Origin of the sequence: Caproiciproducens galactitolivorans (genome assembly GCF_026672255.1) — a bacterium.
Classification (GTDB): Bacteria; Bacillota; Clostridia; order Oscillospirales; family Acutalibacteraceae; genus Caproiciproducens; species Caproiciproducens galactitolivorans_A.
Genome location: NZ_JAPOHA010000003.1, coordinates 1 through 23,152, shown reverse-complemented (window position 1 = coordinate 23,152; position 23,152 = coordinate 1). Strand labels below are relative to the sequence as shown.

At 50.2% G+C, this 23,152-nt stretch carries 19 protein-coding genes; 8 read left to right on the top strand and 11 right to left on the bottom strand.

The features are described 5' to 3' along the window. Positions 1–22: 22 nt before the first annotated feature. Positions 23–5,305, top strand: a complete 5,283-nt coding sequence (locus OUY18_RS03290; protein ID WP_268057287.1) for a hypothetical protein — start codon at positions 23–25, stop codon at positions 5,303–5,305. A gap of 215 nt (positions 5,306–5,520) precedes the next feature. Here OUY18_RS03290 and OUY18_RS03285 read toward each other — a convergent pair whose 3' ends face one another. Both OUY18_RS03285 and rlmD read right to left on the bottom strand, forming a co-directional pair. Then, positions 5,521–6,135, bottom strand: coding sequence for a DUF6518 family protein (locus OUY18_RS03285; protein ID WP_268057286.1), 615 nt, complete (start codon positions 6,133–6,135; stop codon positions 5,521–5,523). Between the two features lie 240 nt (positions 6,136–6,375). Next, complete coding sequence (rlmD, locus tag OUY18_RS03280) at positions 6,376–7,752, bottom strand: 23S rRNA (uracil(1939)-C(5))-methyltransferase RlmD (RefSeq protein ID WP_268057285.1); 1,377 nt, start codon at positions 7,750–7,752, stop codon at positions 6,376–6,378. A 441-nt stretch (positions 7,753–8,193) separates the two neighbouring features. Here rlmD and OUY18_RS03275 point away from each other — a divergent pair, with 441 nt between their 5' ends. From OUY18_RS03275 to OUY18_RS03250, 6 genes are all read left to right on the top strand, one after another. Beyond that, on the top strand, positions 8,194–9,576 hold the full coding sequence (locus tag OUY18_RS03275) for a TrpB-like pyridoxal phosphate-dependent enzyme (RefSeq protein WP_268057284.1): 1,383 nt from the start codon (positions 8,194–8,196) through the stop codon (positions 9,574–9,576). A 387-nt stretch (positions 9,577–9,963) separates the two neighbouring features. Continuing rightward, the gene (locus OUY18_RS03270; RefSeq protein WP_268057283.1) at positions 9,964–11,034 is read left to right on the top strand and encodes a hypothetical protein; all 1,071 of its coding nucleotides are present in this window, start codon (positions 9,964–9,966) and stop codon (positions 11,032–11,034) included. A gap of 59 nt (positions 11,035–11,093) precedes the next feature. Continuing rightward, positions 11,094–11,762 (top strand): UDP-N-acetylglucosamine pyrophosphorylase, encoded by a 669-nt coding sequence (locus OUY18_RS03265; RefSeq protein WP_268057282.1) that lies wholly within the window; start codon positions 11,094–11,096, stop codon positions 11,760–11,762. Between the two features lie 87 nt (positions 11,763–11,849). After that, on the top strand, positions 11,850–12,707 hold the full coding sequence (locus OUY18_RS03260) for a pyridoxamine kinase (RefSeq protein WP_268057281.1): 858 nt from the start codon (positions 11,850–11,852) through the stop codon (positions 12,705–12,707). Positions 12,708–12,824: 117 nt separating this feature from the next. Continuing rightward, positions 12,825–14,498 carry an FtsW/RodA/SpoVE family cell cycle protein gene (locus OUY18_RS03255; RefSeq protein ID WP_268057279.1) on the top strand — a complete coding sequence of 558 codons (1,674 nt, stop codon included), beginning with the start codon at positions 12,825–12,827 and terminating at the stop codon, positions 14,496–14,498. Then, positions 14,498–15,880, top strand: coding sequence for a penicillin-binding transpeptidase domain-containing protein (locus OUY18_RS03250; protein ID WP_268057278.1), 1,383 nt, complete (start codon positions 14,498–14,500; stop codon positions 15,878–15,880). The genes OUY18_RS03255 and OUY18_RS03250 overlap by 1 nt, the downstream gene beginning before the upstream one ends. An 84-nt stretch (positions 15,881–15,964) precedes the next feature. Here the strand turns inward: OUY18_RS03250 and OUY18_RS03245 are convergent, their stop codons facing one another. The 4 genes from OUY18_RS03245 to OUY18_RS03230 form a co-directional block, all read right to left on the bottom strand. Then, complete coding sequence (locus OUY18_RS03245) at positions 15,965–16,789, bottom strand: FUSC family protein (RefSeq protein ID WP_268057277.1); 825 nt, start codon at positions 16,787–16,789, stop codon at positions 15,965–15,967. 3 nt (positions 16,790–16,792) lie between these two features. Beyond that, positions 16,793–17,467 carry an HAD family hydrolase gene (locus tag OUY18_RS03240; protein WP_268057276.1) on the bottom strand — a complete coding sequence of 225 codons (675 nt, stop codon included), beginning with the start codon at positions 17,465–17,467 and terminating at the stop codon, positions 16,793–16,795. Between the two features lie 387 nt (positions 17,468–17,854). Further along, positions 17,855–18,292, bottom strand: coding sequence for a hypothetical protein (locus OUY18_RS03235; RefSeq protein WP_268057275.1), 438 nt, complete (start codon positions 18,290–18,292; stop codon positions 17,855–17,857). Between the two features lie 240 nt (positions 18,293–18,532). Then, on the bottom strand, positions 18,533–19,267 hold the full coding sequence (locus OUY18_RS03230) for a M23 family metallopeptidase (RefSeq protein ID WP_268057274.1): 735 nt from the start codon (positions 19,265–19,267) through the stop codon (positions 18,533–18,535). A gap of 337 nt (positions 19,268–19,604) precedes the next feature. Between OUY18_RS03230 and lexA the strand changes: the two genes are divergently transcribed. Further along, a complete protein-coding gene (gene lexA, locus OUY18_RS03225; RefSeq protein WP_268057273.1) occupies positions 19,605–20,192 on the top strand; it encodes a transcriptional repressor LexA in 588 nt (195 codons plus the stop codon). A 54-nt stretch (positions 20,193–20,246) separates the two neighbouring features. Here lexA and OUY18_RS03220 read toward each other — a convergent pair whose 3' ends face one another. The 5 genes from OUY18_RS03220 to OUY18_RS03200 form a co-directional block, all read right to left on the bottom strand. Beyond that, entirely contained in the window at positions 20,247–20,702 is a 456-nt protein-coding gene (locus OUY18_RS03220; protein ID WP_268057272.1) for a GNAT family N-acetyltransferase, read from the bottom strand. Positions 20,703–20,776: 74 nt separating this feature from the next. After that, positions 20,777–21,358 carry a cyclase family protein gene (locus OUY18_RS03215; protein WP_268057271.1) on the bottom strand — a complete coding sequence of 194 codons (582 nt, stop codon included), beginning with the start codon at positions 21,356–21,358 and terminating at the stop codon, positions 20,777–20,779. Between the two features lie 14 nt (positions 21,359–21,372). Then, a complete protein-coding gene (locus tag OUY18_RS03210; RefSeq protein ID WP_268057270.1) occupies positions 21,373–22,062 on the bottom strand; it encodes a 5'-methylthioadenosine/adenosylhomocysteine nucleosidase in 690 nt (229 codons plus the stop codon). 92 nt (positions 22,063–22,154) lie between these two features. Further along, complete coding sequence (locus OUY18_RS03205; protein ID WP_268057269.1) at positions 22,155–22,772, bottom strand: HAD family hydrolase; 618 nt, start codon at positions 22,770–22,772, stop codon at positions 22,155–22,157. A 9-nt stretch (positions 22,773–22,781) separates the two neighbouring features. Then, positions 22,782–23,152: hypothetical protein (locus tag OUY18_RS03200; protein WP_268057268.1), on the bottom strand; the 371-nt coding region annotated here is incomplete at its 5' end.

The window sequence follows — 23,152 nt, the reverse complement described above, 5'->3', positions numbered from 1 at the left end:
ATATTTACAGGGAGGTTATGAAATGAGAAAAAAGGCAGGCTTTAAGCTGGCACAGAAAATGATGGCAGTGACTTTGGCGGCGTGTTGCATGATTTCTACAGGCAACCTCAGCGCTTTGGCGGCAAGAAGCAGGTCTTCCCCTTCAAAAACGTTTGGGGATGAGCTCGACAAGAACGTGGTAGAAGATACGCTGGAAACCCGCTATGGCAAACAGGTGGATTCCGTGGAAGCGGAAACCGGCCAAGTATTTGGCGGGGCAAGAATTGCGAGTGATGAAGATTCAACCGCATGGAGCGGCGGGGGTAAAGTTGGCAATGTTGGGAAAGAGGGCGGAGTCGAACTAACCGTCTCGGTCGACAATGCAAAAAAATATCGCGTGGAAGTACATTATATGACGGCCGTGAATCGTGATTTAGTCGTCACTGTGAACGACGGCAAACCGGTAAAGCTGGAAGGGCTAAACAGCGGTTCCTACAATGTTCCCAGTGAAGTAAGCTTTGAGGCGGAGCTGAAAAGCGGGGACAATACTCTGTCTATCGGAAACCCCGATGCCGCTGCGCCGGATGTCGACTGCGTGAATGTCTACGAAGAAGGCGAAGCACAACACGACTACCTTTTTGAAGGGAACATGGTGCAAAACCCCGGTTTTGAGCAAGGCACGGACGCATGGCGCTTTTACCAGGGCGGCAGCGCTTCCAACAACAATCATACCGGTCGGCACGCCTATTATTTAAACGACGGAGACGCGATTGTGATGCAGGAAGTTCCGGTTCCGTTCACCGGTTACTATGAGATTGCCACGTGGGTATCAACCGGAGGCCCCGGCGGAACCTTTGGTTATACACGCAAGGGCAGCAGTGAAAAGCAGGAGATCAGCCTCCCTGCAAACTCTAACTACACCCGGTACAAATTTGATGCTTTTCTGAACAAGGGCGACGTTGTGCGCACGTATGTCAAAGGCGGGAACGGCTGGGTGAACGGTGATGATTTCAGCGTAACCTACAACACCAGTAAATTTCAAAACCTGCTGGTCAACGGCAAATTCCAGTATCATTACAGCTGGATTTGCACAAACGCAGATATTGCAAACGGAAAAGCCACCCTGACGGATTCTTCCTCCAGCGTAGAGCAAAAGGTTTTCATTCCGATGACAGGCCCCTATTACGCGGAAGTTATATTGAGCGGCGCACAGGATTCCGTCGTAAGTTTTGGCGGACAGACCAAAACGGTGGATACCAACGCGGAAACGACCATACGGCTGGAAGCGGACGACCTGACCGCAGGGGATGAAACTTCCCTGAAAGTGGAGGGCAAAGCGCTTGTCAAACAGGCTATTGTAAAATTCGATTTAAGTAAGATTTCCAACACCCCGCCTTCAGCCGAAAAGGTTACTGTAAAAGGCGAACCGGTGGTGGGCAAGACCGTCACCGCCGATTATCAATTCACCGATCCGGATGAGGGGCAGTCGGAGGGTACTTCCCTGTACCGCTGGCTGATTGCCGATAAGGCCGACGGTCCCTACGCTCCCATCAAAGGGCAGACCGAAAAGGTGCTTACCATTGCCCCCGACATGAAGGATCGGTTTCTCAAGTTCGAGGTTACCCCGGTAGATCAGTACGAGGGAAAAGGTCAGCCGGTGCTCAGTGAACCGTTCGGCCCAGTCGATCTAAACCTTGTATCGGACGCTGATTTTGAGCAGGACGGCAAGGGCTGGTCCGGCATGGGCATCAGTCACGACAATGTTTACAAAGGCCTTGTGTGTGCCAAAGTAGGCAAAAGTGGAGAAATGACGCAGACGATTACTGTCCCGCAGACGGGCTGCTATGATCTGAACGCCTTTGTTTGGGACAAAGACGGAACCAAAGGCGATGGTGTGTTCGGTCTGCGCGAGGTAACGGGCAAAGTAATCAAGGAAGGTTCCATTCCGGCTCCGACGAGTGATTACGAGCAGCAGAAGATCGAAAAAGTACCTCTGGAAAAAGGACAGAAGGCTGTGCTGTATTTCAAGGCTTCTTCCGACGCAGACATCTATGTCGATGACATGTCGCTCATATTCAACCGGAATGCGGAAATTCCGGTTTATAACAATATTATTGACTTTGCGCTTGAAAACCAGTTTGCAGATACCGTTATCAACCGCGAAGAGAAGAATGTCAAAGTTACTTTTGCGTATGGCGTAGATGTTTCAAATGTGAAAGTAACGAGGATGGAATTGTCTGAGGGCGCTGCTGCAAATGTACAGGTGGGTCAGCGCCTGAATCTGACAAAACCGGCCGCAATCATGGTGAAGGACAGCACCGGCGCCAGCCATGCGTGGACCGTCACAGTGGAAATCAAGTCTAAAAGAGGCACGCTTACTTCCTCCAATCAGGATTTGCAGGATTCTTTCAACTGGGCGGCCAACAAGGTGGACCAGTTTGTAATGACCGGCAAGCAAGGTTATATTAATAAAGACGAAAACCGTCCAACCGGTACCGGGACAGACAAGTACATCCCATCTTATTGGGCGGGCTATTACGACCGTACTGCTTTTTATGGCCGTGACTTTGTGCACCAGGCCACCGGCGGCCAGATCGTCGGCCTTTACAATGAAAATTACTCTATGTTCCATACCTTTGCGAAGAACGCAACAGAAGCAAGAAAGTGGTTCACACCGTGGGCATTCAATTTTAACGGCACACCTCACACCATTGACTATAGGGATGACACTAATTTCGTGCGTGAAGTGCCGGCCCAATTCGAACTGGTGCAAAAGGCTTACGAGCAGTACCTGTGGAGCGGTGACGAACGCTATATCAATGATCCGGACATGTTCAATTTCTACACAAAAGTGATGACTGATTTTATTACGCTGCACGATACAAACCACAACGGCGTTGCCGAAGGAACCGGCGGCGGTATTTTCCAGGGCGCGTGCAGTTACAATGAGCGCGGCGGAGAGCCGATGATTGAAGCCGGTGATTCCATCGGTTCCCAGTACCAGGCCACATTGGCTTATGCAGGCATTTTGGAAGCGCGCGGCGACAAAACGGGAGCAGCTTCCTGGTACCAAAAGGCCGCCGATTTGAAAAAGTATTTCAATGAGACTTGGAGCGTTTATGACAACGATCCAAATGGTCTGTATGCGCGTGGTCTTGATAAGGATAATACAAAGAAGTACACCGGATTCGGCGGAGAAAACAGCTGGTTCATGCCCATGAAGCTCATTACCGAGCCGGGTGAACGCAATGACAAATACATTGATTATGTACTGGAAAATCTAGGTGACGGTATCGATTCTGTGAGCACCGCCCCGCATAATATCGAAGCGTATACATACATTCCGGATATGCTGTTTCCCTATAACCGTGCTAACGACGCGTGGAAGTGGATGAAATATATCACCGGTATGAAGGATAAGCCGCACGAGCGTGCCAGCCAGGGTACCAACGGCGACTATCCCGAAATTTCATTTACCTTTATCTCCCACGTTGTGGAAGGCATGATGGGCGTTTCGCCTGATGCAAAGAATGGATTTGTTTCCTCCATTCCACGCCTCCCCGACGAGGTTAAGGATGCGGCCATCAAGTATTTGCAGATAGGCGATTACGAAATCAGCCTTGCCCACGACGGCAATAGGAGGTCCACCCTAAGCAATGATTCTGCCAAGGACATGGTTTGGGAAGCCCGCTTCTACGGCAGCCATCCCTATGTGCAGGTAAACGGCAAGCCTGTTGCCGCGCAGACCAAGCTTCTGAACGGTAAAACAATCAGCTATGTGACGCTGCCGGTGAAAGCAGGCCAGAAAGTTGTTGCCGAGGCCACCGACACCCTGAATCCCATTGATAAAACAAAACTCCAGAACGCCATTCGCGCTGCAAAGGACGTCGACAAAGCAAATTATACTGCGGCCAGCGTTCAGACAATGGAAGCCGCTTTGAGTGAAGCGGAAGCCATTCTGGAAAATGCCGACGCGACAGAACAGCAGGTGGAAGATGCTGCCGAAAAGCTGAACAAGGCCGTATCGCAGCTTGTTCCGGTGGAAGCCCATCACGGTCATAAAACGACCCCAACGCCAGCCCCAACCCCGGTGAATACCGGAAACGAGGTAAAGGTTGACGCAAACAAGAAAAGCGCGACCGTGATTACAGTGCCGGATGCGGCGCCGGTTTCATCAAACGGTACAACCACCGTTACCACCACAGTCGATTCCGGCATGAACACAGGCTCGGTCAATACGATCAATATCGTGCTCCCGAACACCGAAATAAAAACAGCGGTAAAGACCGAAAATGTTGTTATGCAGGTAAGGCTTCCGGCGGCGATTGCGGAGAATTCCGACAGCAGCCAAAAGATTATCATCAATGCTGCGGCGGATGTTTTACAGACCGCGGCACAGAGCGGTAAAAAAGTTAGTATTCATGTCATGAATGCCGATACCGGAAAAGTTTCCTATACCTGTACGATTGACGGCTCGACACTCAATAAGGCCGCGATTGCACAAGACGTTAATATAGCAATGTCCGTAAAGGATTTGGCTTCGGATTTCAATATAAACAAAGCGGCACAGGGTAAGTCGGGATTCGTTCTTAGCTTCAGCCACAGCGGCTCGCTTCCCGGCCCCACAACCTTTACGATTCCAGCCGGAAACTATCCGGCCGGCACATCCCTTTATTTATACTACTACAATAAACTCGGCCTGCTTGAGCCTGTTAATCAGACTTGTACGGTTGACACGAACGGTGATGTGGCGGTTACAATTTCCCACTGCTCACAGTACGTTCTGCTGAACCAGAAGACAGCGAATACCCTTACACTCGATACGGTGAATCCGTACACCTTTGGTGTTGGAGATCAGTATATTTTCCTCGTGAAATCCACTTCAAAGACCGTACCAACGGCAACAATGGCGGATCATTCCATTGCATCCGTAAAATACCTGAAAAAGGCGGCAAACGGATATCTGTTCCAGATTACCGGATTAAAGGACGGTGCAACCTCCGTTTGCGTCACCCAGGACGGAAAGATCGGCGCATTCCAAATCAATGTAAAAGCCGCAACAATAAAATGCGACACGACCGACACGTTCCGCGTAAAGAGTGGAAAAAGCTATGTGTTTAAATTCACCGTGCAGAACGGCGCGAAAAAAACGCCAATGTTTTTTGTAGGAAATTCCGGCGCATTCCGCACAGAAATTTTAAAGAAGAACGGCAATGATTATTACTTCAAGATTACCGCAACCGGAAAGCCCGGCTCGGGAACCGGTGTTTATTCACAACTCCCGGGGCAAGCCGCCGTTCGCCAGTGTGTGGTAAACGTTGACTGATTAAAGTCATACGCTTCTAAGCATTCTTGATAAAGAATTTCTATTGCAGTGTAATCAACACCACGCGTTCACGAACGCGTGGTGTTGATTTTTATTTATTATTTGTTATCCGCATGGCATAGCAGTGTGCAGCATTCCGTATGCCTTAAACGGTCAAAATGCCGCTTGAAGCCGGTGGGGCCTTGGCGGAAGAATGTTTTCTTAAGATATCGTTTTTATGTTGTTAACTTAAAAAGAAGCTCATATGCAGCAACTCCCAATACTGTATAGGAGCAGAGTGAAATTAGTGATTTCCGTTGATAAAGGGCCTTCTTATAGATGATAAAGTACAGAGCAAGACCTAATAGAATCCTTCCTATGACCGCAGGGATCATATGCATATATTCAGATAAATGGATTAATTCGCTCAGGCCTTCCGCGAGAAAAACGGCAGGAAGAAGACTTGCACCCCAGTGATAATGCGTACTCTTTTGTCTGTAAAGATTAGCGCCAAATCCGAAAATAATGCCGGCAATTACAGCACATATAAGCCAGAGATAGAAGTAGAAGCCTCCAAAAGCAAAGGCGTGCTGATTAAAAATGGATTCTACCCAATAATAGGAAATAACGCAGACGATCAGTGTTTCAGCACAGAGTATCATTGCGGGGAGCCTTTTTTCCGCAGTCGAAGCCATGAAGAAGGCTGGAATTAACCAAATAGCACCTGAGTTTGCTAATGAGTTTAATGAATCGGGAAGGTATTTCTGTCCCATAACCGTCAATATACCGATTAACAGTCCAAGTAAGAGGGCGTATATTCCTTTAAAAACGTTTTTTGTGTTTGAATTCATGGTATCACTCCAACCCAATTTCTGTTTATATTCTTATATTTTACGACATAAAGTATATCATTAGCAATATCTATCAAATTTTCGAATTCTATCTCAATCGGCTGAGACATGCCTTATGCTACTTATTCTTCCTATTTGTATACCTTCCAGGCGCGCTCGGATACTAACATGATCAATGTCATCTTTTTTATCCCCTCAAAGGTTCCGTAGTTTGGGTTACTGCAAATTCGCCCAAATTCCTTATTTGTCAATGCTTTTCTCATGCTCAAGCAAGCAAACTGCTTCTGTATGCGCCGTGCGGGGGAACATATCCACCGGAGTCGCCTCCTGCGGGGCGTAGCCTTTTTGCGCAAAAAGCTTCAGATCGCGGGCAAGGGTGGCCGGGTCGCACGAAACATAGACTACGCGCTGCGGCGCCATTTCGGCGATGGTTTCAATCAGCGAGGCGTCGCAGCCCTTGCGCGGCGGGTCAATGACGACTACATCGGGCCGCTCGCCGCGGTTTTTCAGCATGGAAGCGGCCTTGGCGGCGTCCGCACAAAAAAATTCGGCGTTATCAATTTGGTTTTCCTGCGCGTTCTTTTTCGCATCCTCCACCGCCTGCTCCACAATTTCCACGCCGATCACCTTCGCCGCGTTCTTCGCCATGGAAAGACCGATGGTTCCGGTGCCGCAGTAAAGGTCCAAAAGGGTTTCTTTTCCCGTAAGTCCGGCATATTCACCGGCAAGCGTATAAAGCCGTTCCGCCTGGTCACGGTTGACCTGATAAAAGGACATCGGCGATATGCGAAAATGTAACCCGCACAGGGTATCCGTAATGGTATCGCTGCCCCATACGGTACGGCATTTTTTCCCCAGAATTACATTTGTCTTTTCGCGGTTTACGTTGATAATCACGCTCTTTAATCCGGGTACTTTCTCCTTTAAAATTTCAACCAGCTCCGGTTCGTGGTAAAGGCCGTTTCCGTTTACAACGACGCAGACCATCACCTCGCCGGTCGCATTCGCTTTCCGAAGATACAGGTGCCGAAGCCTGCCCTTTCCGGTTTCTTCCTCGTAAACGGCCTCGCCGCTTTGGTTCGCCCACTGCTGAAAGGCGTTCATCGCCGCGGTAAATTCTGCCGGCTGCAAAAGACATTCCTCGCAGGGGATAATCCGGTGGCTGTGGCTTGCGAAAAAGCCCATCCGGATTGCGCCGTCCGGGCCGCGCCCAATGGGAATCTGCGCCTTGTTGCGGTAATGGTCGGGGTCCTTCGCACCGACAATCGGCTGAAGAGCAATATCGCGGAATCCGCCGATGCGCTCCAGCGCGTCCCGCACCATCTGCTGCTTCGCTTTCAGCTCGGCGGAATATTCGATATGCCGGTAAACGCATCCGCCGCACTGCGCAAACTGCGCGCAGTCGAGCGCAATCCGCTCTTTCGAAGCCTCGATAATTTGATCAATCCGCCCGAAAGCGTAGGTTTTCGCGGTTTTCAGAATTTTTACACGAAGCCGGTCGCCCTTGGCCGCGAGCGGAACAAAAACCGCGATATCCTGATACCGGCCAACGCCGCTGCCCTGCGCCGTGTATCCTGTTATCTCCAAATCAATTAAGTCGTTCTTTTTTAAGTCCATATTTTTCCCTCATAAACAGATTTCCTGTCCTGTATTGTGTCATCATTTTAGCATTATACCCTTTAAAAGACAATACCGCCCCCAATTTCCGGAAAGTCGAAAATTTTCCTTGACAATTCGGATTTCCTTTCATATAATAAGGCAAACAAGAAAAAACCGATGAGTAAGAGTAGTAAACAGGCAAAGCGTTTTCCAAGAGAGCCGCAGGCGGTGGAATTGCGGCAAAACGGGGTCTGCGGAATGGACTTACGAGGGCAGGGCGAAAGGAAACGAGTAGCCGCTGACGGGAACTCCGCCCGTTACCAAGGGAGCATGCATGTTCGTGCGTGGAGAAAGCGGCGCTGTAAGCGCAATTCGGGTGGTACCGCAGGAGCAATCGCTCTTGTCCCTAATGATTTAGGGGCAAGAGCGTTTTTTTATTTTACCGAAAGGAGAATCGTTATGACAAGGATTCCGCACAGAATGATTTTAACAGAGGAGCAGATGCCGAAGCAGTGGTACAATCTTCGGGCGGATATGAAATCCCAGCCCGACCCTTTACTGAACCCCGGCACCTTCCAGCCCATCCGCACGGAGGAGCTTTACCCCATTTTCTGCAAGGAGCTGGCAAAACAGGAAACGGACGGCACCACCGCCTATTTTGATATTCCGGAGCCGATTCTGGAAGTTTACAGGGCGTACCGCCCCTCCCCGCTCAGCCGCGCTTACGCGCTGGAAAAGTATCTGAAAACGCCCGCGAAGATTTACTTTAAATTTGAAGGCGGAAACACTTCCGGGAGCCACAAGCTCAATTCCGCCGTGGCGCAGGCGTATTACGCAAAAGAGCAGGGGCTGACCGGCCTTACGACGGAAACGGGGGCCGGCCAGTGGGGAACCGCGTTGGCCGAGGCATGCTCGTACTTCGGAATGAATCTGGACGTATTCATGGTAAAGGCCTCTTACGAGCAAAAACCGTACAGAAAGACGATTATGCAGACCTTTGGGGCAAACGTAACCGCCAGCCCCAGCGACACAACGAAAGTCGGCCGCGCAATTCTCGCGGAAAATCCCGACACCACCGGAAGCCTTGGCTGCGCGATTTCGGAAGCGATCGAAAAGGCGGTAACAACCCCCGGCTGCCGCTATGTGCTGGGCTCCGTGCTGAATCAGGTTTTACTGCATCAGTCCATTATCGGGCTGGAATGCAAAAAAGCCATGGAGCTTTTGGGAGAATACCCCGACATTGTCATCGGCTGCGCCGGAGGCGGCTCCAATCTGGGCGGCCTGATTGCGCCGTTTATGCAGGATAAGCTGCTGGGCAAAGCGAATCCGTATTTCATTGCGGCGGAACCGGCTTCCTGCCCCTCGCTTACGCGCGGGCGCTACGCCTACGACTTCTGCGACACGGGCAAAGTCACCCCGCTTGCAAGGATGTATACCCTCGGCAGCGGCTTTATCCCTTCGCCGAACCATGCGGGCGGACTGCGCTATCACGGGATGTCGCCGATTCTTTCGAAGCTGTATCACGACGGTTATCTTGACGAGGCGCGCGCCGAAGAACAGACCAGGGTATTCGACGCGGCAATCCAGTTTGCCAAGCTCGAAACCATCCTCCCCGCGCCGGAAAGCGCCCACGCCATCCGCTGCGCGATGGATGAAGCGATAAAATGCAGGGAAACCGGCGAAGCGAAAACGATTCTCTTCGGGCTGACCGGCACCGGCTATTTCGACATGGCGGCTTATTCTTCCTACATGGAAAAGAAGATGACTGACTATATCCCAACCGATGAGGATTTGCAGGCCGGTTTTGATTCTCTTCCGAAAATTCCGGGTGTTCAGGAATAGAATGACGAACCGCGGGTTTTATCGGGAAAACGGGGGGTTCGCCGCTCATTCCTTCGTCAATAATAACTAAATTGCAGGAACAAAAAACTACGTTTTATACAAAAAAGAGATTGTAGAAAAAGCAATTGTTAAATCATTGACATTAGGAACCACCGGTACTATAATGTAGTCAATGAATAACAAATAGTAACCGTGATTATAAGCTTGTGACAAGGATTTGTCACGACCTTTTCAATACAACTCCTCCCCATAAAAACAAGAACCGGTTTTAACCGGTTCTTGTTTTTTCTATGCAAATTTATGAAATAATTTCACATAATGATTCCTGGGCATTAAATCCGAGTATAATGCTGATTAAGCAACGAAAAAGTCGAGGAGTGTCCAAAAATGAATCATAAGCACAAAAGCCGCCTCTTTTTATGCCTGTTGTTTTTATACATTGCGATTCTGCCCGTAACGGCCGCATTAACCGGCTTCGCTGAAAATTATCCCGAAATCGATACGATTGATTACAGCCTCTACTTATCGGGAAAGTATCAGTTCTTCCACCGGCCGGACGGCGGCTTTGCTTTGATCAGCTCCGACGGCAATTTAAAAAGCATGGCGTCCCTGCTGGACAGAGACGGGAACAGTGATTCTTCCTGCGCCACTCCGTCGCAGTACTTGAACTATGTTTATGAAAACACTTCTCTGTACGGGGATTCTCTTTATTTGATCGGGATGGAGCGGAATTCCGACAGCAACGCCGTCGTCAGCCGTCTTAACCTGAAAACCGGGAAACTGATCCATAACAGAATCCTCGGCTGCACCTTTGATTTTACACGGGATTTCCGCGCGGAGGCGGACGGGGAGTTCTCCCTTGTTATCGCGCCCATCGGGCAAGAAATTGACGACGACACAAAGGCTTCCATCTTCCATTTTGACGAAACGGTAAACAACGGGATGATTACGCCGGAGAAACCGAAACCGGAGTCCAGCGAAAGTCCCGGCTCCGCCGCGAGCGAGCCGCCGTCTTCCTCCAGCGCTTCCTCCGACCCGGCGGCCGACCTTCCCGCTTCCATCGAACCCTACCGCTTTGAAAAACCGGTGACGGTTGAAGCGCTTCAGGCCGCGCTGGATGCGAATAAAAAGGGGGAGAAAATCCGCGTTCTGTCGTCCGAAAATAAAAAAGAAATAACAAGCGGACCCGTCGGAACGGGCCGGATTATTCAGACCATTGCAAACGGAAAAACAGAAACCGTCTATATTGCGGTAATCCCCGGTGATTTGGACGGTTCCGGCACCGTTACGGATTACGACTACCGTCTTCTGTGCGATTATTTCACACAGGCCGCAGCGGGCGGCACACCCGTCCTCAGCGGCCCCTATCTGGAAGCGGCAAGCCTCAGCGGCGGAAAACAGCCGGAAACCGGAGACCTTCTGAAAATAAAAAGGCTTTCTAAACAGGTTGACGATTGACCTCGGGGGAAAATCAAAATATAATGGTAAGGAACGAAATCGATGGAGGAACATTTAAAATGTACGATAAACTTACCGTTTCAAACCTTTTTAACCTTACCCATACAGCCGCGGCCCCGCTTTTGGAAAAACGGAACTACCCCTGGGAAGCCCTGCCGGAAATCGGCGATTTTATCATCCGGCTGGGCCAGACGCTTTCCCCGGAGGAGTATGAAAAGCGCGGCGAAAACGTCTGGATTGCGAAGTCTGCGAACGTATTTGATTCCGCTTATATCAACGGCCCGGCCATCATTGGCCCGGACACCGAGGTGCGCCAGTGCGCGTTTATCCGCGGCAACGCGCTGGTCGGCGCGGGCTGTGTCGTGGGGAATTCTACGGAACTGAAAAACGTGATTCTGTTTGACGGCGTGCAGGTGCCGCATTACAACTATGTCGGCGACTCCATTCTGGGGTATAAATCCCATATGGGCGCAGGCTCCATTACCTCAAACGTGAAATCGGACAAAACGCTTGTAAAAATCAGCGCGGAGGGCGAGCATATTGAAACCGGACTGAAAAAAGTCGGCGCAATGCTCGGCGACCATGTGGAAGTCGGCTGCAATTCCGTGCTGAATCCCGGAACGGTGATCGGCAGGGACAGCATCATCTACCCGCTTTCCATGGTGCGCGGATTTGTACCCTCCCGCAGTATTTACAAGCATGCCGGGGAAATTGCCGCTAAAATCTGACTCCGTATTATTTTACGGGATTTACATTTTTCACCCCGATTTCCCATATGATTGCGTATACAATTGTATAACGTATGAGGTGATTTCATGAATACACAAAAAAGGATTGCGGCGATCCACGATCTTTCCGGTTTCGGCAAATGCTCCCTTACGGTTGCCCTGCCCATCTTATCCGCCGCGGGAATCGAGGTCTGCGCCCTCCCGACCGCTGTACTGTCCTCCCACACCGGCGGACTTTCCGGATATACCTACCGGGACCTGACCGAAGACATGCCCGGTTTCGCTAAGCAGTGGAAACAGCTCGGCCTGCGGTTTGACGCGCTTTACAGCGGATTTTTAGGCTCGAGTGAACAGATTCAGATTGTATCGGATGTATTTGATACCTTTAAAACCGAAAGCAATTTCATCATGGTCGACCCCGTTATGGCGGACGACGGCGTACTCTACAAGACGATCACCCCCGCAATGGCGGACGGGATGAAACAGCTCTGCCGCAAAGCCGACCTGATCGTGCCGAACATGACGGAAGCGGCGTACCTGCTGGACGGCGAATTCCGGGAAGGCCCCTATACCCGCGCGTATATCGAGTTCCTGCTCCGGCGGCTGAGCGACCTTGGCCCGCAGCAGGTTGTGCTTACCGGGGTATGGTTTAACCCGACCCTGATCGGGGCGGCGGGATACAACCGCAAAACCGACGAAGTCAGCTACGCTTTTTCCCAAAAGATTTCCGGGCATTACTGCGGCACGGGTGATATCTTCGCCAGCGCGCTCTTAGCCGGCCTTCTGAACCAACTGAATCTGGAAAACGCCATGCAGACCGCGGCGGATTACACCGCCGGCTGTGTCCGGCGAACCAGGGAAGCCGGTACGGACTACCGGTACGGCGTGAATTTTGAAGCGGGACTGCTCCGGTTTATGCGGGAGCTTGGGGTAACAGAAGAATAATGTCGAAGCGGAGGGGACGAATGTCCCCTCCGTTTACTTTATAAATAAATCATTGTATAATAGATAAATCAGGCAAAGGTAACCTGCCTTTGTTCAGTATTGGAAGGAGGCATTTCCTTGACGCTGAACATTCCTGGAATCCAGAACCTTCTTGATATGATCCTTTTTGCCTTCCGCGTAATTGTGCCGTTTGTATTTCTCATTATTGTATGGCGGTGCTTTGCTTCGCTCAAACGCGGCCGCAGGCGGGAAGACCCCGTCGTCATATTGGAAGATATGGTAACACATGAAACGATTCCCGTTTTATACTGGGAAAATTCGATCGGACGCAGCAAAAGCTGCGATATCGTATTAAACGACCCCACCGCGAGCCGCGACCACGCCGTCCTGATGCGGCGTGAAAGCGGATGGATTATCACCGACACCGGTTCAAAATCCGGTACCTTTGTAAGCGGTACAAAGATAAAGGGGCCGTATCAGGTGATGCCCGGAGACGTAATGGCGATGGGTTCCACCGCGCTGATGCTCAAGAGGGCAAACAACACCCCAAAGAAAAAGAAATGGATTCAGCGCCGCGCGGCGTCCCCGTTCGGCCTGCTGACATCGGTCACGTTTATTCAGATTTTTCTGGTTGTGCAGGCCTGTTTCGCGGCGGATAAATTCAGCCCTATGCCGCTGATTCCGTTCGGTGTATTGCAGGTGCTGGAATGGGGACTGTATTTTTACTCCATCAAAGGATTGGGCCGCGTCAGTTTCGAACTGGAGACCATGGCGTTTCTTTTGAGCGGGACGGGGATCCTTCTCATCGCCGGAACGGATGTGAAAAGTACCTTTACCCAGCTCGGAGCGCTCGCGGGCGGCATCATACTTTTCTGCGTCATGATTCAATTTCTGAGCGACCTTGACCGCGTGATGCGCTGGCGGCTTGCCATAGCGGTTTTTGCCATCCTGCTTTTCGCGGCAAACCTTCTGCTGGCGCGTACGCACAACGGTGCGCGCAACTGGATTAAACTTGGCTCGTTCAGCGTGCAGCCCTCCGAATTCATTAAAATCGCATTTATCTTCGTCGGCGCTTCCACGCTGGACCGTTTGCAGACCGCCCGAAACTTAACCGGATTCATCGGCTTTTCCGCCGTCTGCATGGGCGCGCTGTTTTTAATGCGCGACTTCGGTACGGCCTGCATATTCTTCGTAACCTTTTTGATTATCGCTTTCATGCGTTCCGGCAGTCTTCGGACAATCGCGCTGATTTGCTCCGTTGCGGCTTTCGGCGCTTTCCTGATTCTGAAATTCAAGCCTTATGTCGCGGACCGCATTAACGCCTGGGGGCATGTCTGGGAGCATGTAAACGACTCCGGCGGCTATCAGCAGACCCGCGTGTTAAGCTATGCCGCCAGCGGCGGTCTGTTCGGCGTCGGCATCGGAAAAGGCTGTTTAAAAAACGTATTCGCCTCAACAACCGACCTGGTTTTCGGTATGGTCTGCGAAGAACTTGGACTGGCCCTCGCGCTGCTGATCGTATTGACCATCGCGCTCCTGATGTTTTACGCCCGCTCGGACGCAACCCGCAGCCGCTCCACGTTTTACTCGATTTCCGCCTGCGCGGCGAGCGGCATGCTGCTGTTCCAAACCTGCCTGAATGTGTTCGGCGCGACCGACGTGCTGCCGCTCACCGGCGTTACCCTGCCCTTAATCAGCCTCGGCGGTTCCAGCATGATGGCGGTGTGGGGACTGCTGGCGTTTATCAAGGCCAGCGATGAGCGCACTTACGCGGCAAGGAGGAAGAGCTGATGAAAACAACCGGTACCCGTTCTTTAATCCTCTGGATACTTGGATTATGCTTTTTTGTCGGCCTCGGCTACTTTGTCTACGGCATGGTTACGAACGGCGGAACATGGGCCATGCAGCCATTCAACAAGCATTTAACCAGCGGCTCCCAGCTTTCAAACGGGGGCAAAATTCTCGACCGCAATAATGCTATTCTTGCCAAGAGCGAAAACGGCAAACGGGTCTACAACAGTGATGAAACCGTCCGCCGCGCCATGCTTCATGCGGTTGGCGACACCAAAGGCTATATTTCCACCGGCATTCAGTACAATTACCGCTCCGAGCTTTCCGGGTATAATCTGATTACCGGGCTTGCCACCCCCACCGGGAAAAGCGGCGGCAGCGATATCAAGCTGACGCTCGACAGCTCGCTGAGCAAGCTCGCCCTGGAAAAACTCGGCAGCCGCAGCGGCGCGGCCGCGGTCTATAATTACAAGACCGGCGAAATGCTCTGCATGGTGAGTTCCCCGAACTTCGACCCGCAGAATCCGCCGCAGGATCTGGATACGGACAAATCGGGAAAATACAGCGGCGTTTACCTGAACCGCGTGCTTTCTTCGTCTTACACCCCCGGTTCCATTTTCAAGCTGGTCACTTCGGCCGCCGCAATCGAGAACATTCCGAATCTGGACAGCCGAACCTGGGACTGCAAGGGAAGCATTCTTATTAACGGAAACAAAATCACCGACGTTTCTTCTTATGGAAAACTGAGTTTTAAGAATGCGCTCGCGAAATCGTCGAATGTGGCCTTTGCGCAGATTGCGGTTGAACTGGGCAACGACAAGATGAACGCCATTGCAAATGAAATGGGCTTCAACAAAAGCTTTGATCTGGACGGAATCCCCACCAGCAAAAGCGTATACAACGTAACCGGAGCCCAGCCCAACGAACTCGGCTGGTCCGGCGTGGGGCAATACACCGACCTGACGAATCCGTATCATATGCTCCTGATTATGGGCGCGATCGCCAACGAAGGCACGCCTGTAAAGCCGTATATGATCAGCAGCATCACCTCCCCGTTCGGGCTGACCACCAAAAGCGGGCATACGCAGGAAGGAAGCCGCCTGCTGAAGGCTTCGACCGCCAACAAGCTGAAAGAGTACATGCGGTACAATGTTTCCAGCTACTACGGCGATAAAATGTTCCCCGGCCTTTCCGTATGCGCGAAAACCGGAACCGCCGAAGTCGGGCAGGGCAAAAAGCCGAACGGCTGGATGGTAGGCTTCTCATCCGACCGGAACACGCCCCTTGCCTTTGCCGTTGTTGTGGAAAACGCAAACACCGGCATGACTTCCGCCGGACAGATTGCCTCCGCCCTGATGACCGCGGCGGCAAAGATAAAATAGCCTTCCGTGGAATTCGCCGCACAGAATAGAGGAAATGGCCTGAAAAGGGCTGCTGCAAATTCGTTTTGCAGCAGCCCTTTTCTTTTATTTGGTTCCGTCTTCCCGCGCGTGTTCCAGAAGCTTTTTCATACGGTCCATATGATAATGATAGACCGTATAAAGCTCCGAACCGGGCTGGGCGGTATTCTCGGTGAGTTCCATCACCTCGACCGCCTTCAGCTCGTCCAGAATCATTTTATAGGTAGAAATTTTACAGGACATCTTAAAAACTTCGTCGTCATTCCAGCGAAGGAATTTGGCCTGTGTAATATACATTTTTACATTGTAGCTCAACTTCTGGATTCCGGCTTCCACCGCGCCGGTATCAATCTGCTGAATCGCGGCGGCGTTTCCCATGGACTCGTCAACCAAACCGCAAAGCTGATCGTATGACTTTTTAATTTCCTCCGCGTAGTTGGGCGGCATGATGACCAGATTAACAATAATGGCAATAAGAATCCCGATAAAGCAGTTTACAGCGCCGGTAAGCGGGGTTCCGAGCTGAAACAAAACCGCCGCAAAAACAAAGCTGGAAAGTGTCGCGGCGCCGTTTAAGCGGAAAAAATGGCACAGATACAGCGTGAGTATAATTCCCACTCCGCACAATCCCGCATTTGCCGGGGACAGCGAAACAAAGGCGTAACCAATCACGGCGCCGATCAAAACGCCGAAGATTTTATTCCGCCCCGATTTTATGGAAGCGTCAATGGATTTTCCCATGGTCATCACTGCGGCAATTACCGTGAAAAACGGCTGATCAAGCTTTAAAAAAGTGGAAATAACAACGCAAAGCGTAACCGCAATTCCGGTTTTTACCACGCGAAAACCAAGCCTGTGGTTGGTTTTAAGAAAATTTGAAAGCCACTTCATCGATCACCTCATGCAGCTCGCAGCTATCCTATAAATTTGCTCCGGCCTTTCAATGATAAATTTTGCATGGTTCTCCTTCAATTCCTTTTCATCGCGAAAGCCCCAGAGCACTCCCACCGTATCCATTCCGGCGGCGGCTCCGGTCTTCATATCCGTATTCGTATCGCCGATATAGAGAAAATCCTTCGGCTCAATTTGAAGCTCGTCCGCAATCAGCAGGGCCCCGTCCGGCGCGGGCTTGCGCGCAACCTTCGGGCGCTGGCCGTAGCAGCAGTCAAACAGCCCCCGCCCGTAAAGCGCTTCTACAATAGCCGTTGTACAGTTGTGCGGCTTGTTCGAAAGAACAGCCATTTTTATTCCGGTGCTTTTCAGCTTCTCCGCCGTTTCGCGCATTCCGGGGTAATTGGTAACCAAAAGGGTCGGATTTTCTTCGTAAAGCGCGTCATATACCTCGCGGAGCCTGCGGACATCTTCCTCATTGTATCCGTCCGCACCGCAGACGGTATCCAGCATGTTATGCATCAGCCGGACCGCGCCGTTCCCGACCAGGTACCGGTATTTGTCCACCGGAATGGTTTCGTATCCGCACTTTTCCAGCGCGGTGTTCGCAAAATTTGCAATGGACGCAAGTGTATTCGCAAGGGTTCCGTCCAAATCGAAAATGCATGCTTTATACAAAAAATCACCTTACATTCAGAATCACACATCTTTATAATAATAAACAATTTTGTAACGATTTGCAAGCATTTTATCCTTCGCCCCACCCGCGGCCACAGGCCCCATAAATCCGTGCACGGAGATTTACAAGCGATGCGCCGATCATGCTGAGGCTGAAAATGCCGGAAAGAAAAGTGTGCATACTTTATGTGAAACTGAATTTTGCAGCCGCACTCTAACATTAAATAAACATCTTCGCGGAGCCATAGCGGCGAGAAAAGCCCATTCGTAATACCTTTCATGGAGTGCCGCTGCGCGGACTTAGGCGGCGAAAGGCGCTGCGTGAACGGCTTTTCCCTTTGAAGAAAGCGCCGGAACGAAAAGTTCCGGCGCTTGGGCTCGTATGTATTAATTCTGCATAGCAAGTTTTACTGTCTGCTGTTTTTTACCAGTAGGACAAATATTATAAATCGTTCCTTCTTTTGCAACCATAGAAACCGGTATTTTGGGCAAAAGCTTATGAATCAACTCAACAAATCCATTCACCGGCGCTTCCGGCATTCCTGTTACAATATGGACAGCACCGATTTGTTTTACAAACCCTACGGCGATCAATGCCGCGTCGTCGTTAAAATATACGGTCATTTCCGCCTGTGCGTCACGCGCCGTCTGCCGCAGATACTCGAGCTCGTCGCAGCTTGTTTCATGCCCGGCAGAAGTTGGCTGTACGCAAAGAACCTGCAGGGACGTCGAAGTTTCATCGGCAATTTTTCTGCCGGCCCGAATCAGTCTGTCGCAGTCACGCTGACCCGTAACACACACCAGGGTTGTGTTCCCGTTCTTCAATCATTAGCCTCCTTTCCATTACCATTTTCTCGACAATATTAGTATAAAGTGGTTATGGTAACAGATAGTGTATAAATCATTAACAAATTGTAAATTAAAAATTCGACATTTTTTGTATGATTCATACATTCCAATGCTATTATAACACAAATTTCGGGCTTTGACAAATTTAAAAGGCCGCGGAACCGGATTGGCTCCGCGGCCTTTACATCGCCCCTAAACGGAATTTTCGGGGGCGTATTATTTAATAACAGAGAGCGGGTCAATGTATTTTCCGGCTCTTTTCATGGAAAGATGCATATGCGAAGCATCTGCGCTTTCAAACGGCGTAATGCCGACCGTACCAATCTTCTGACCCTGTTTTAACACTTCGCCTTTACGGACAATCACGGTGCTGAGCCCGCAGTAGCTGGTCTCGATATCGCCGTGCATGATAATCACTGTGTTTCCGTAAAAATCATCCGCTACAATACTCTTAATCGTACCGTCTGCGGCCGCTTTTACGGTATCGCCCGGTTTTGCGGCAAAGTCCGCGCCCGTATGCACGCGCCAATCCTTGAACGTCTTGGAATAGACCGGATTCTGCCCGCTGAAGTTCTGGGTAACCGTTTTTTCAATCGGACTTGTAAAGGTTAATACATTCGCCTGCGTACGCCTGGCGGGTACCTTGGAGGACGGCGCCTGAGGCGCCTTTGATACTTCCTCTTTTACGGCGGGTGCCGGCTCTGATGAAATCACCGGCGCCGATGCGGAGGAATTCCCCTCAAATACTTTAATACCGCTGACCGCTTCGTTCGTATGCTGCGCCTGCTCGCTGCTGGCCGCCCCTTCGTTGGGAGCCGCATAATTCACTACGCTGTCATAAGTTGTCCACGCCGCCACGCCGATTGCAATCAGGCACACACCGAGCGCAATATAAAACCCTCTGGAGTTATTCTTTTTTGGTTTATTGTTTAGCAGATGTAAATTATCCATTCGTGCCACCTCCGATACTATTTTGACCACATATTGAGCGGTCTATTCGGAATTGGCAGTGAAATTTTGACAAAATTAAAGAAAAGAAAAAGAACCCAGTCCAAAATGATTGGGTTCTTCTTCATTAGCTTGAGGGGTATATTGAGGAGGGTAGAACATGTATCAAGTAATGGTGCGGCTCCATATCCTTGATTACAACTCTATTATATAGCAATGCACTTTTCAGTTGTTAAGTAGCTATGAATTTCTTATGAATTTTTGGTTTTTAACCATTTGTTTGATTTCTTCCAATTTTGTGCTATAATGCAGATATAAGGAATATTAAGGGGGCGCACCCATGTTGACCGAAAGCCAGCAAAAAGTTTATGATTACCTGAAAAGCAGGGCGGAGGGCGGTCTTCCGCCGACCGTGCGTGAAATATGCAAAGCCACCGGGCTGCGGTCCACTTCCAGTGTGCATGCCCATCTGAAAACGCTGGAACGCATGGGCTACATTACCCGTGACGCCCGCCTGAACCGCGCGATTCATCTTGCGGGCGAGCAGAATACCGTTCAGGTGCCCATTGTCGGCAGGGTTGCCGCCGGGCAGCCGATTCTCGCCATGGAGGAGATCGAGGGTTATATCCCCTATTCTCCCGGCGGCAGCAGGAGCGGCTCGGAATATTTTGCGCTGAATGTCCGCGGCGACAGCATGATCAACGCAGGGATTCTGGACGGCGACATTGTCATCGCGGAGAAAACCCCGACCGCGCTCGACGGTGAGATCGTGGTCGCGCTGATTGAAGAGGAAGCAACCGTAAAACGTTTCTACCGTGAAAAGGACGGAATCCGGCTTCAGGCTGAAAATCCGGCTTATCAGCCGATTTACGCGAAGGATGTTTCGATCTTAGGCAAAGTAGCCGCCGTTATCCGCTATTATAAATAAGAAGAAAGCAGAAAAGGCATGGAGTCGAAAGATTCCATGCTTGTTTTTTTAAGATTATAAATATAAAGTCATGCAATCCTCCCGCCCGGTAAAACCGCATTTCCTGTAGATATTTCTCCCCTGTTCACTTGCATACAGCCAGAGCTTTTTAATGTGATTGACTTTAGAATATTCAATAATTTCTTTGATCATTTTTGCGGCAATTCCCTGCCTTCTGTATTCGGGTAACGTATAAACATTTAAGACATATGCCTCTTTTCCGAAAAGGTTGCCATGATACGGCATTCTGGAAAACAAACACAAAGAGGCCGACGCAATCACTTTATCATCCGCAACGGAAACCCAGCAAATTAAATTCCGGTTCAGATTATCGAAAAGATATTGCCTTGTCCCTTCTTGCAGTTCTTTGCTATCGTCCATATCGTTCATTTCTCTCAATTCTTTAAATAAACGCATTCTCAAATCAACGATGAAATCCACATCGCTGAAAACCGCTTTCCGGATTTCCATAAAGATTCCTCCAAACGAATTGTTACCCTTACTTATGAGATCGCCGCAGATGGACAGGTTTGCCGTCCGTTTGACTATTCCATAATCAGTATCGCGCGCACCGGGGAGGCCTCCGCGCCGCCCAGGAGCAGAGGCAGGGCAATAAACCGATAATCCCCCGGTTCAACATTGGAAAGGTTTAGGCCCTCCAGAATCGGCACCCCGGCGCCCAAAAGCTCCCGGTGGGCCGGGTAGGTTTCGTCCTTGTCCGTTTCAATGCTGAAAGCGTCCGTACCAACCAGTAAAACGCCGGCGTCCGTCAAGGCAAACGCGCCGCTTTCCGAAAGGAACGCTTCCCCCTCGCCTTTAAACAAGATATTCTTTTTTGCATGCGGCAGGATACGGTCGATATCGGAGCCGGTAATAATCCCCCGCATCTCAATGACAGTACACTCGCCAAGAAACCGTTCCGGTGCGAACTGGCCCACCGTCTTCCCATCCTCAATAAAATGGCAGGGGGCGTCTATATGGGTTGCACCGTGACAGCCTGTGTAAAACCCTGAAAGATTGCAGACATCCCCCAGATCCATTCTGCGCAGCAGGTCGCGGCGGGGCATTGGATCACCCGGATAGACAGGAGCCGAAAACAGCTCGCGTGAAATGTCGATCACCTTCATGGTTTCCACCTCTTTTACATACTGGGAAGCACTTTCTGAATCAGCTCCGTTGTTTTATGCGCCGACGCAGCGGCAAATGCCGGAAAATCCACCTTGGCGTCTTCATTCGCATTATCGGAAATCGCGCGGATGACCACAAATTCGGTATGATTCATATAGCATACCTGCGCGATGCTGCCGCCTTCCATTTCGCAGGCGGACGCGCCGAATACACCGGCAATTTCTTTCAGCTTTTCGCCGTCGCCGATAAACTGGTCGCCCGTCGCAATAACCCCGACATGTACACCTTTTCCATATATGTTATGAGCCGTCGATACAACAAGCTCGGTCAGCCGTTTGCTTGCCGGAATGGTAACGAGATTCAGGCCGCTGATCAGGCCTTTTTCATCGCCGATTGCGGTGGTATCCATATCATGCTGCACCAGTCCATTCGAAACGACGATATCGCCGATATGGATTTCTTTTCCGATTCCGCCCGCCACGCCGACATTGATGAGCGCGTCTGTCGCATATTTCAAAATCATGGTTTGCGCGCAGACGGCGGCAGCCACCTTCCCGACTCCGCATTTTGCGACAACACAGTCCGTATTTTCAATTTTTCCCGAATGAAAAACGATTCCGCTGATTGTCTCCGCTTTCCGGTCAGACATCACCAAAATTAAATTTTCCACTTCAATATCCATTGCGCCTATTATTCCAACCATAAACATACCTCGTCCTATTATTTTATATAAAGTATAAATCATCTAACACATAAAATCAAATAAAAAAGAACACCCACGCGGATGCTCTTCTTTTATAAGTCCAAAATAGATTCCGGTTTTTTCAAGGCAGCGGTCGGATAAATGCCCTCGGACGAAAGGCAGCCCCACAAAGCAAGGCCAAAATCCACCCCGGCGCCTTTTGCGCATTTCCAGTCATAGACCGAATCTCCAATGAATAAGACGTCTTTCTTCTGCGCATCCGCAAGCTCCAAATATTTTAACATCGGTTCCGCGCTTGGTTTATGCTCCGCCGTGTCCTCCGCACATACGACTAAATCAAAAAAATCAGCGATTCCGAACGGAGCAAAACCATTCTGAAACTCCTCTTTGGTTCTGGAAGTAATAATTCCGAGCGAAACTCCCTGCGCTTGCAGTTTGGACAAAGTGGATTGAATCCCGTCAAAAAGGTTTATTGTATAAGAGTAGTCCGCTTCCCTTTCATTGCATATCCGATTGCAATAATCAATATCTTTTACATTTAATTGCTTTAAAGCGTCTTCACCGGGGATGCCAAAGGAAAACCGTAATTCCTCTAATGGATAAATCTTTCCCTCCACCTCGGAAAGTGTTTTTTGAAGCGCCAGAAGAACCGCTTTTTCACTGTCTATCAGTGTCCCGTCAATGTCAAAAACAACATGTGTATATTTCATTTTTATAACTTACCTTTTAAAAAATAATAATCCGTCAAACGATTTATGCCGACGGATAATATTATTATATGGATTCCGTCTCTTTCTGTCAAGTGTTGACCTTATTCTATAAATATGCCCGCCGGCAAATCTGGGGCATTTCGCTAAAGGAGCAATCTGTTCTGTGCCTTTTAAAAGGTAATTTTCTTCTTCCATTTGCAAAATATATTCATCCTCTACCCCCTCCCTACCAGTAGGAAGAAAAAGCGCTTGAAGCAAAATCTCTTCCGGCCCGGCAGTGCTGACGTTTTTCCATATAAGCAAAAAACACCTATTCCAATGAATAGGTGTTCTTTTGGCTCCCCAAGTTGGACTCGAACCAACGACCCTGCGGTTAACAG

What these genes read in the sequence shown, in the direction of transcription:
- OUY18_RS03290 (WP_268057287.1), top strand. Translation starts at nt 23, where the DNA reads ATGAGAAAAAAGGCAGGCTTTAAGCTGGCACAGAAAATGATGGCAGTG.
- OUY18_RS03285 (WP_268057286.1), bottom strand. Translation starts at nt 6,135, where the DNA reads ATGAATTCAAACACAAAAAACGTTTTTAAAGGAATATACGCCCTCTTA.
- rlmD (WP_268057285.1), bottom strand. Translation starts at nt 7,752, where the DNA reads ATGGACTTAAAAAAGAACGACTTAATTGATTTGGAGATAACAGGATAC.
- OUY18_RS03275 (WP_268057284.1), top strand. Translation starts at nt 8,194, where the DNA reads ATGACAAGGATTCCGCACAGAATGATTTTAACAGAGGAGCAGATGCCG.
- OUY18_RS03270 (WP_268057283.1), top strand. Translation starts at nt 9,964, where the DNA reads ATGAATCATAAGCACAAAAGCCGCCTCTTTTTATGCCTGTTGTTTTTA.
- OUY18_RS03265 (WP_268057282.1), top strand. Translation starts at nt 11,094, where the DNA reads ATGTACGATAAACTTACCGTTTCAAACCTTTTTAACCTTACCCATACA.
- OUY18_RS03260 (WP_268057281.1), top strand. Translation starts at nt 11,850, where the DNA reads ATGAATACACAAAAAAGGATTGCGGCGATCCACGATCTTTCCGGTTTC.
- OUY18_RS03250 (WP_268057278.1), top strand. Translation starts at nt 14,498, where the DNA reads ATGAAAACAACCGGTACCCGTTCTTTAATCCTCTGGATACTTGGATTA.
- OUY18_RS03245 (WP_268057277.1), bottom strand. Translation starts at nt 16,789, where the DNA reads ATGAAGTGGCTTTCAAATTTTCTTAAAACCAACCACAGGCTTGGTTTT.
- OUY18_RS03230 (WP_268057274.1), bottom strand. Translation starts at nt 19,267, where the DNA reads ATGGATAATTTACATCTGCTAAACAATAAACCAAAAAAGAATAACTCC.
- lexA (WP_268057273.1), top strand. Translation starts at nt 19,605, where the DNA reads ATGTTGACCGAAAGCCAGCAAAAAGTTTATGATTACCTGAAAAGCAGG.
- OUY18_RS03220 (WP_268057272.1), bottom strand. Translation starts at nt 20,702, where the DNA reads ATGGAAATCCGGAAAGCGGTTTTCAGCGATGTGGATTTCATCGTTGAT.
- OUY18_RS03215 (WP_268057271.1), bottom strand. Translation starts at nt 21,358, where the DNA reads ATGAAGGTGATCGACATTTCACGCGAGCTGTTTTCGGCTCCTGTCTAT.
- OUY18_RS03210 (WP_268057270.1), bottom strand. Translation starts at nt 22,062, where the DNA reads ATGGTTGGAATAATAGGCGCAATGGATATTGAAGTGGAAAATTTAATT.
- OUY18_RS03205 (WP_268057269.1), bottom strand. Translation starts at nt 22,772, where the DNA reads ATGAAATATACACATGTTGTTTTTGACATTGACGGGACACTGATAGAC.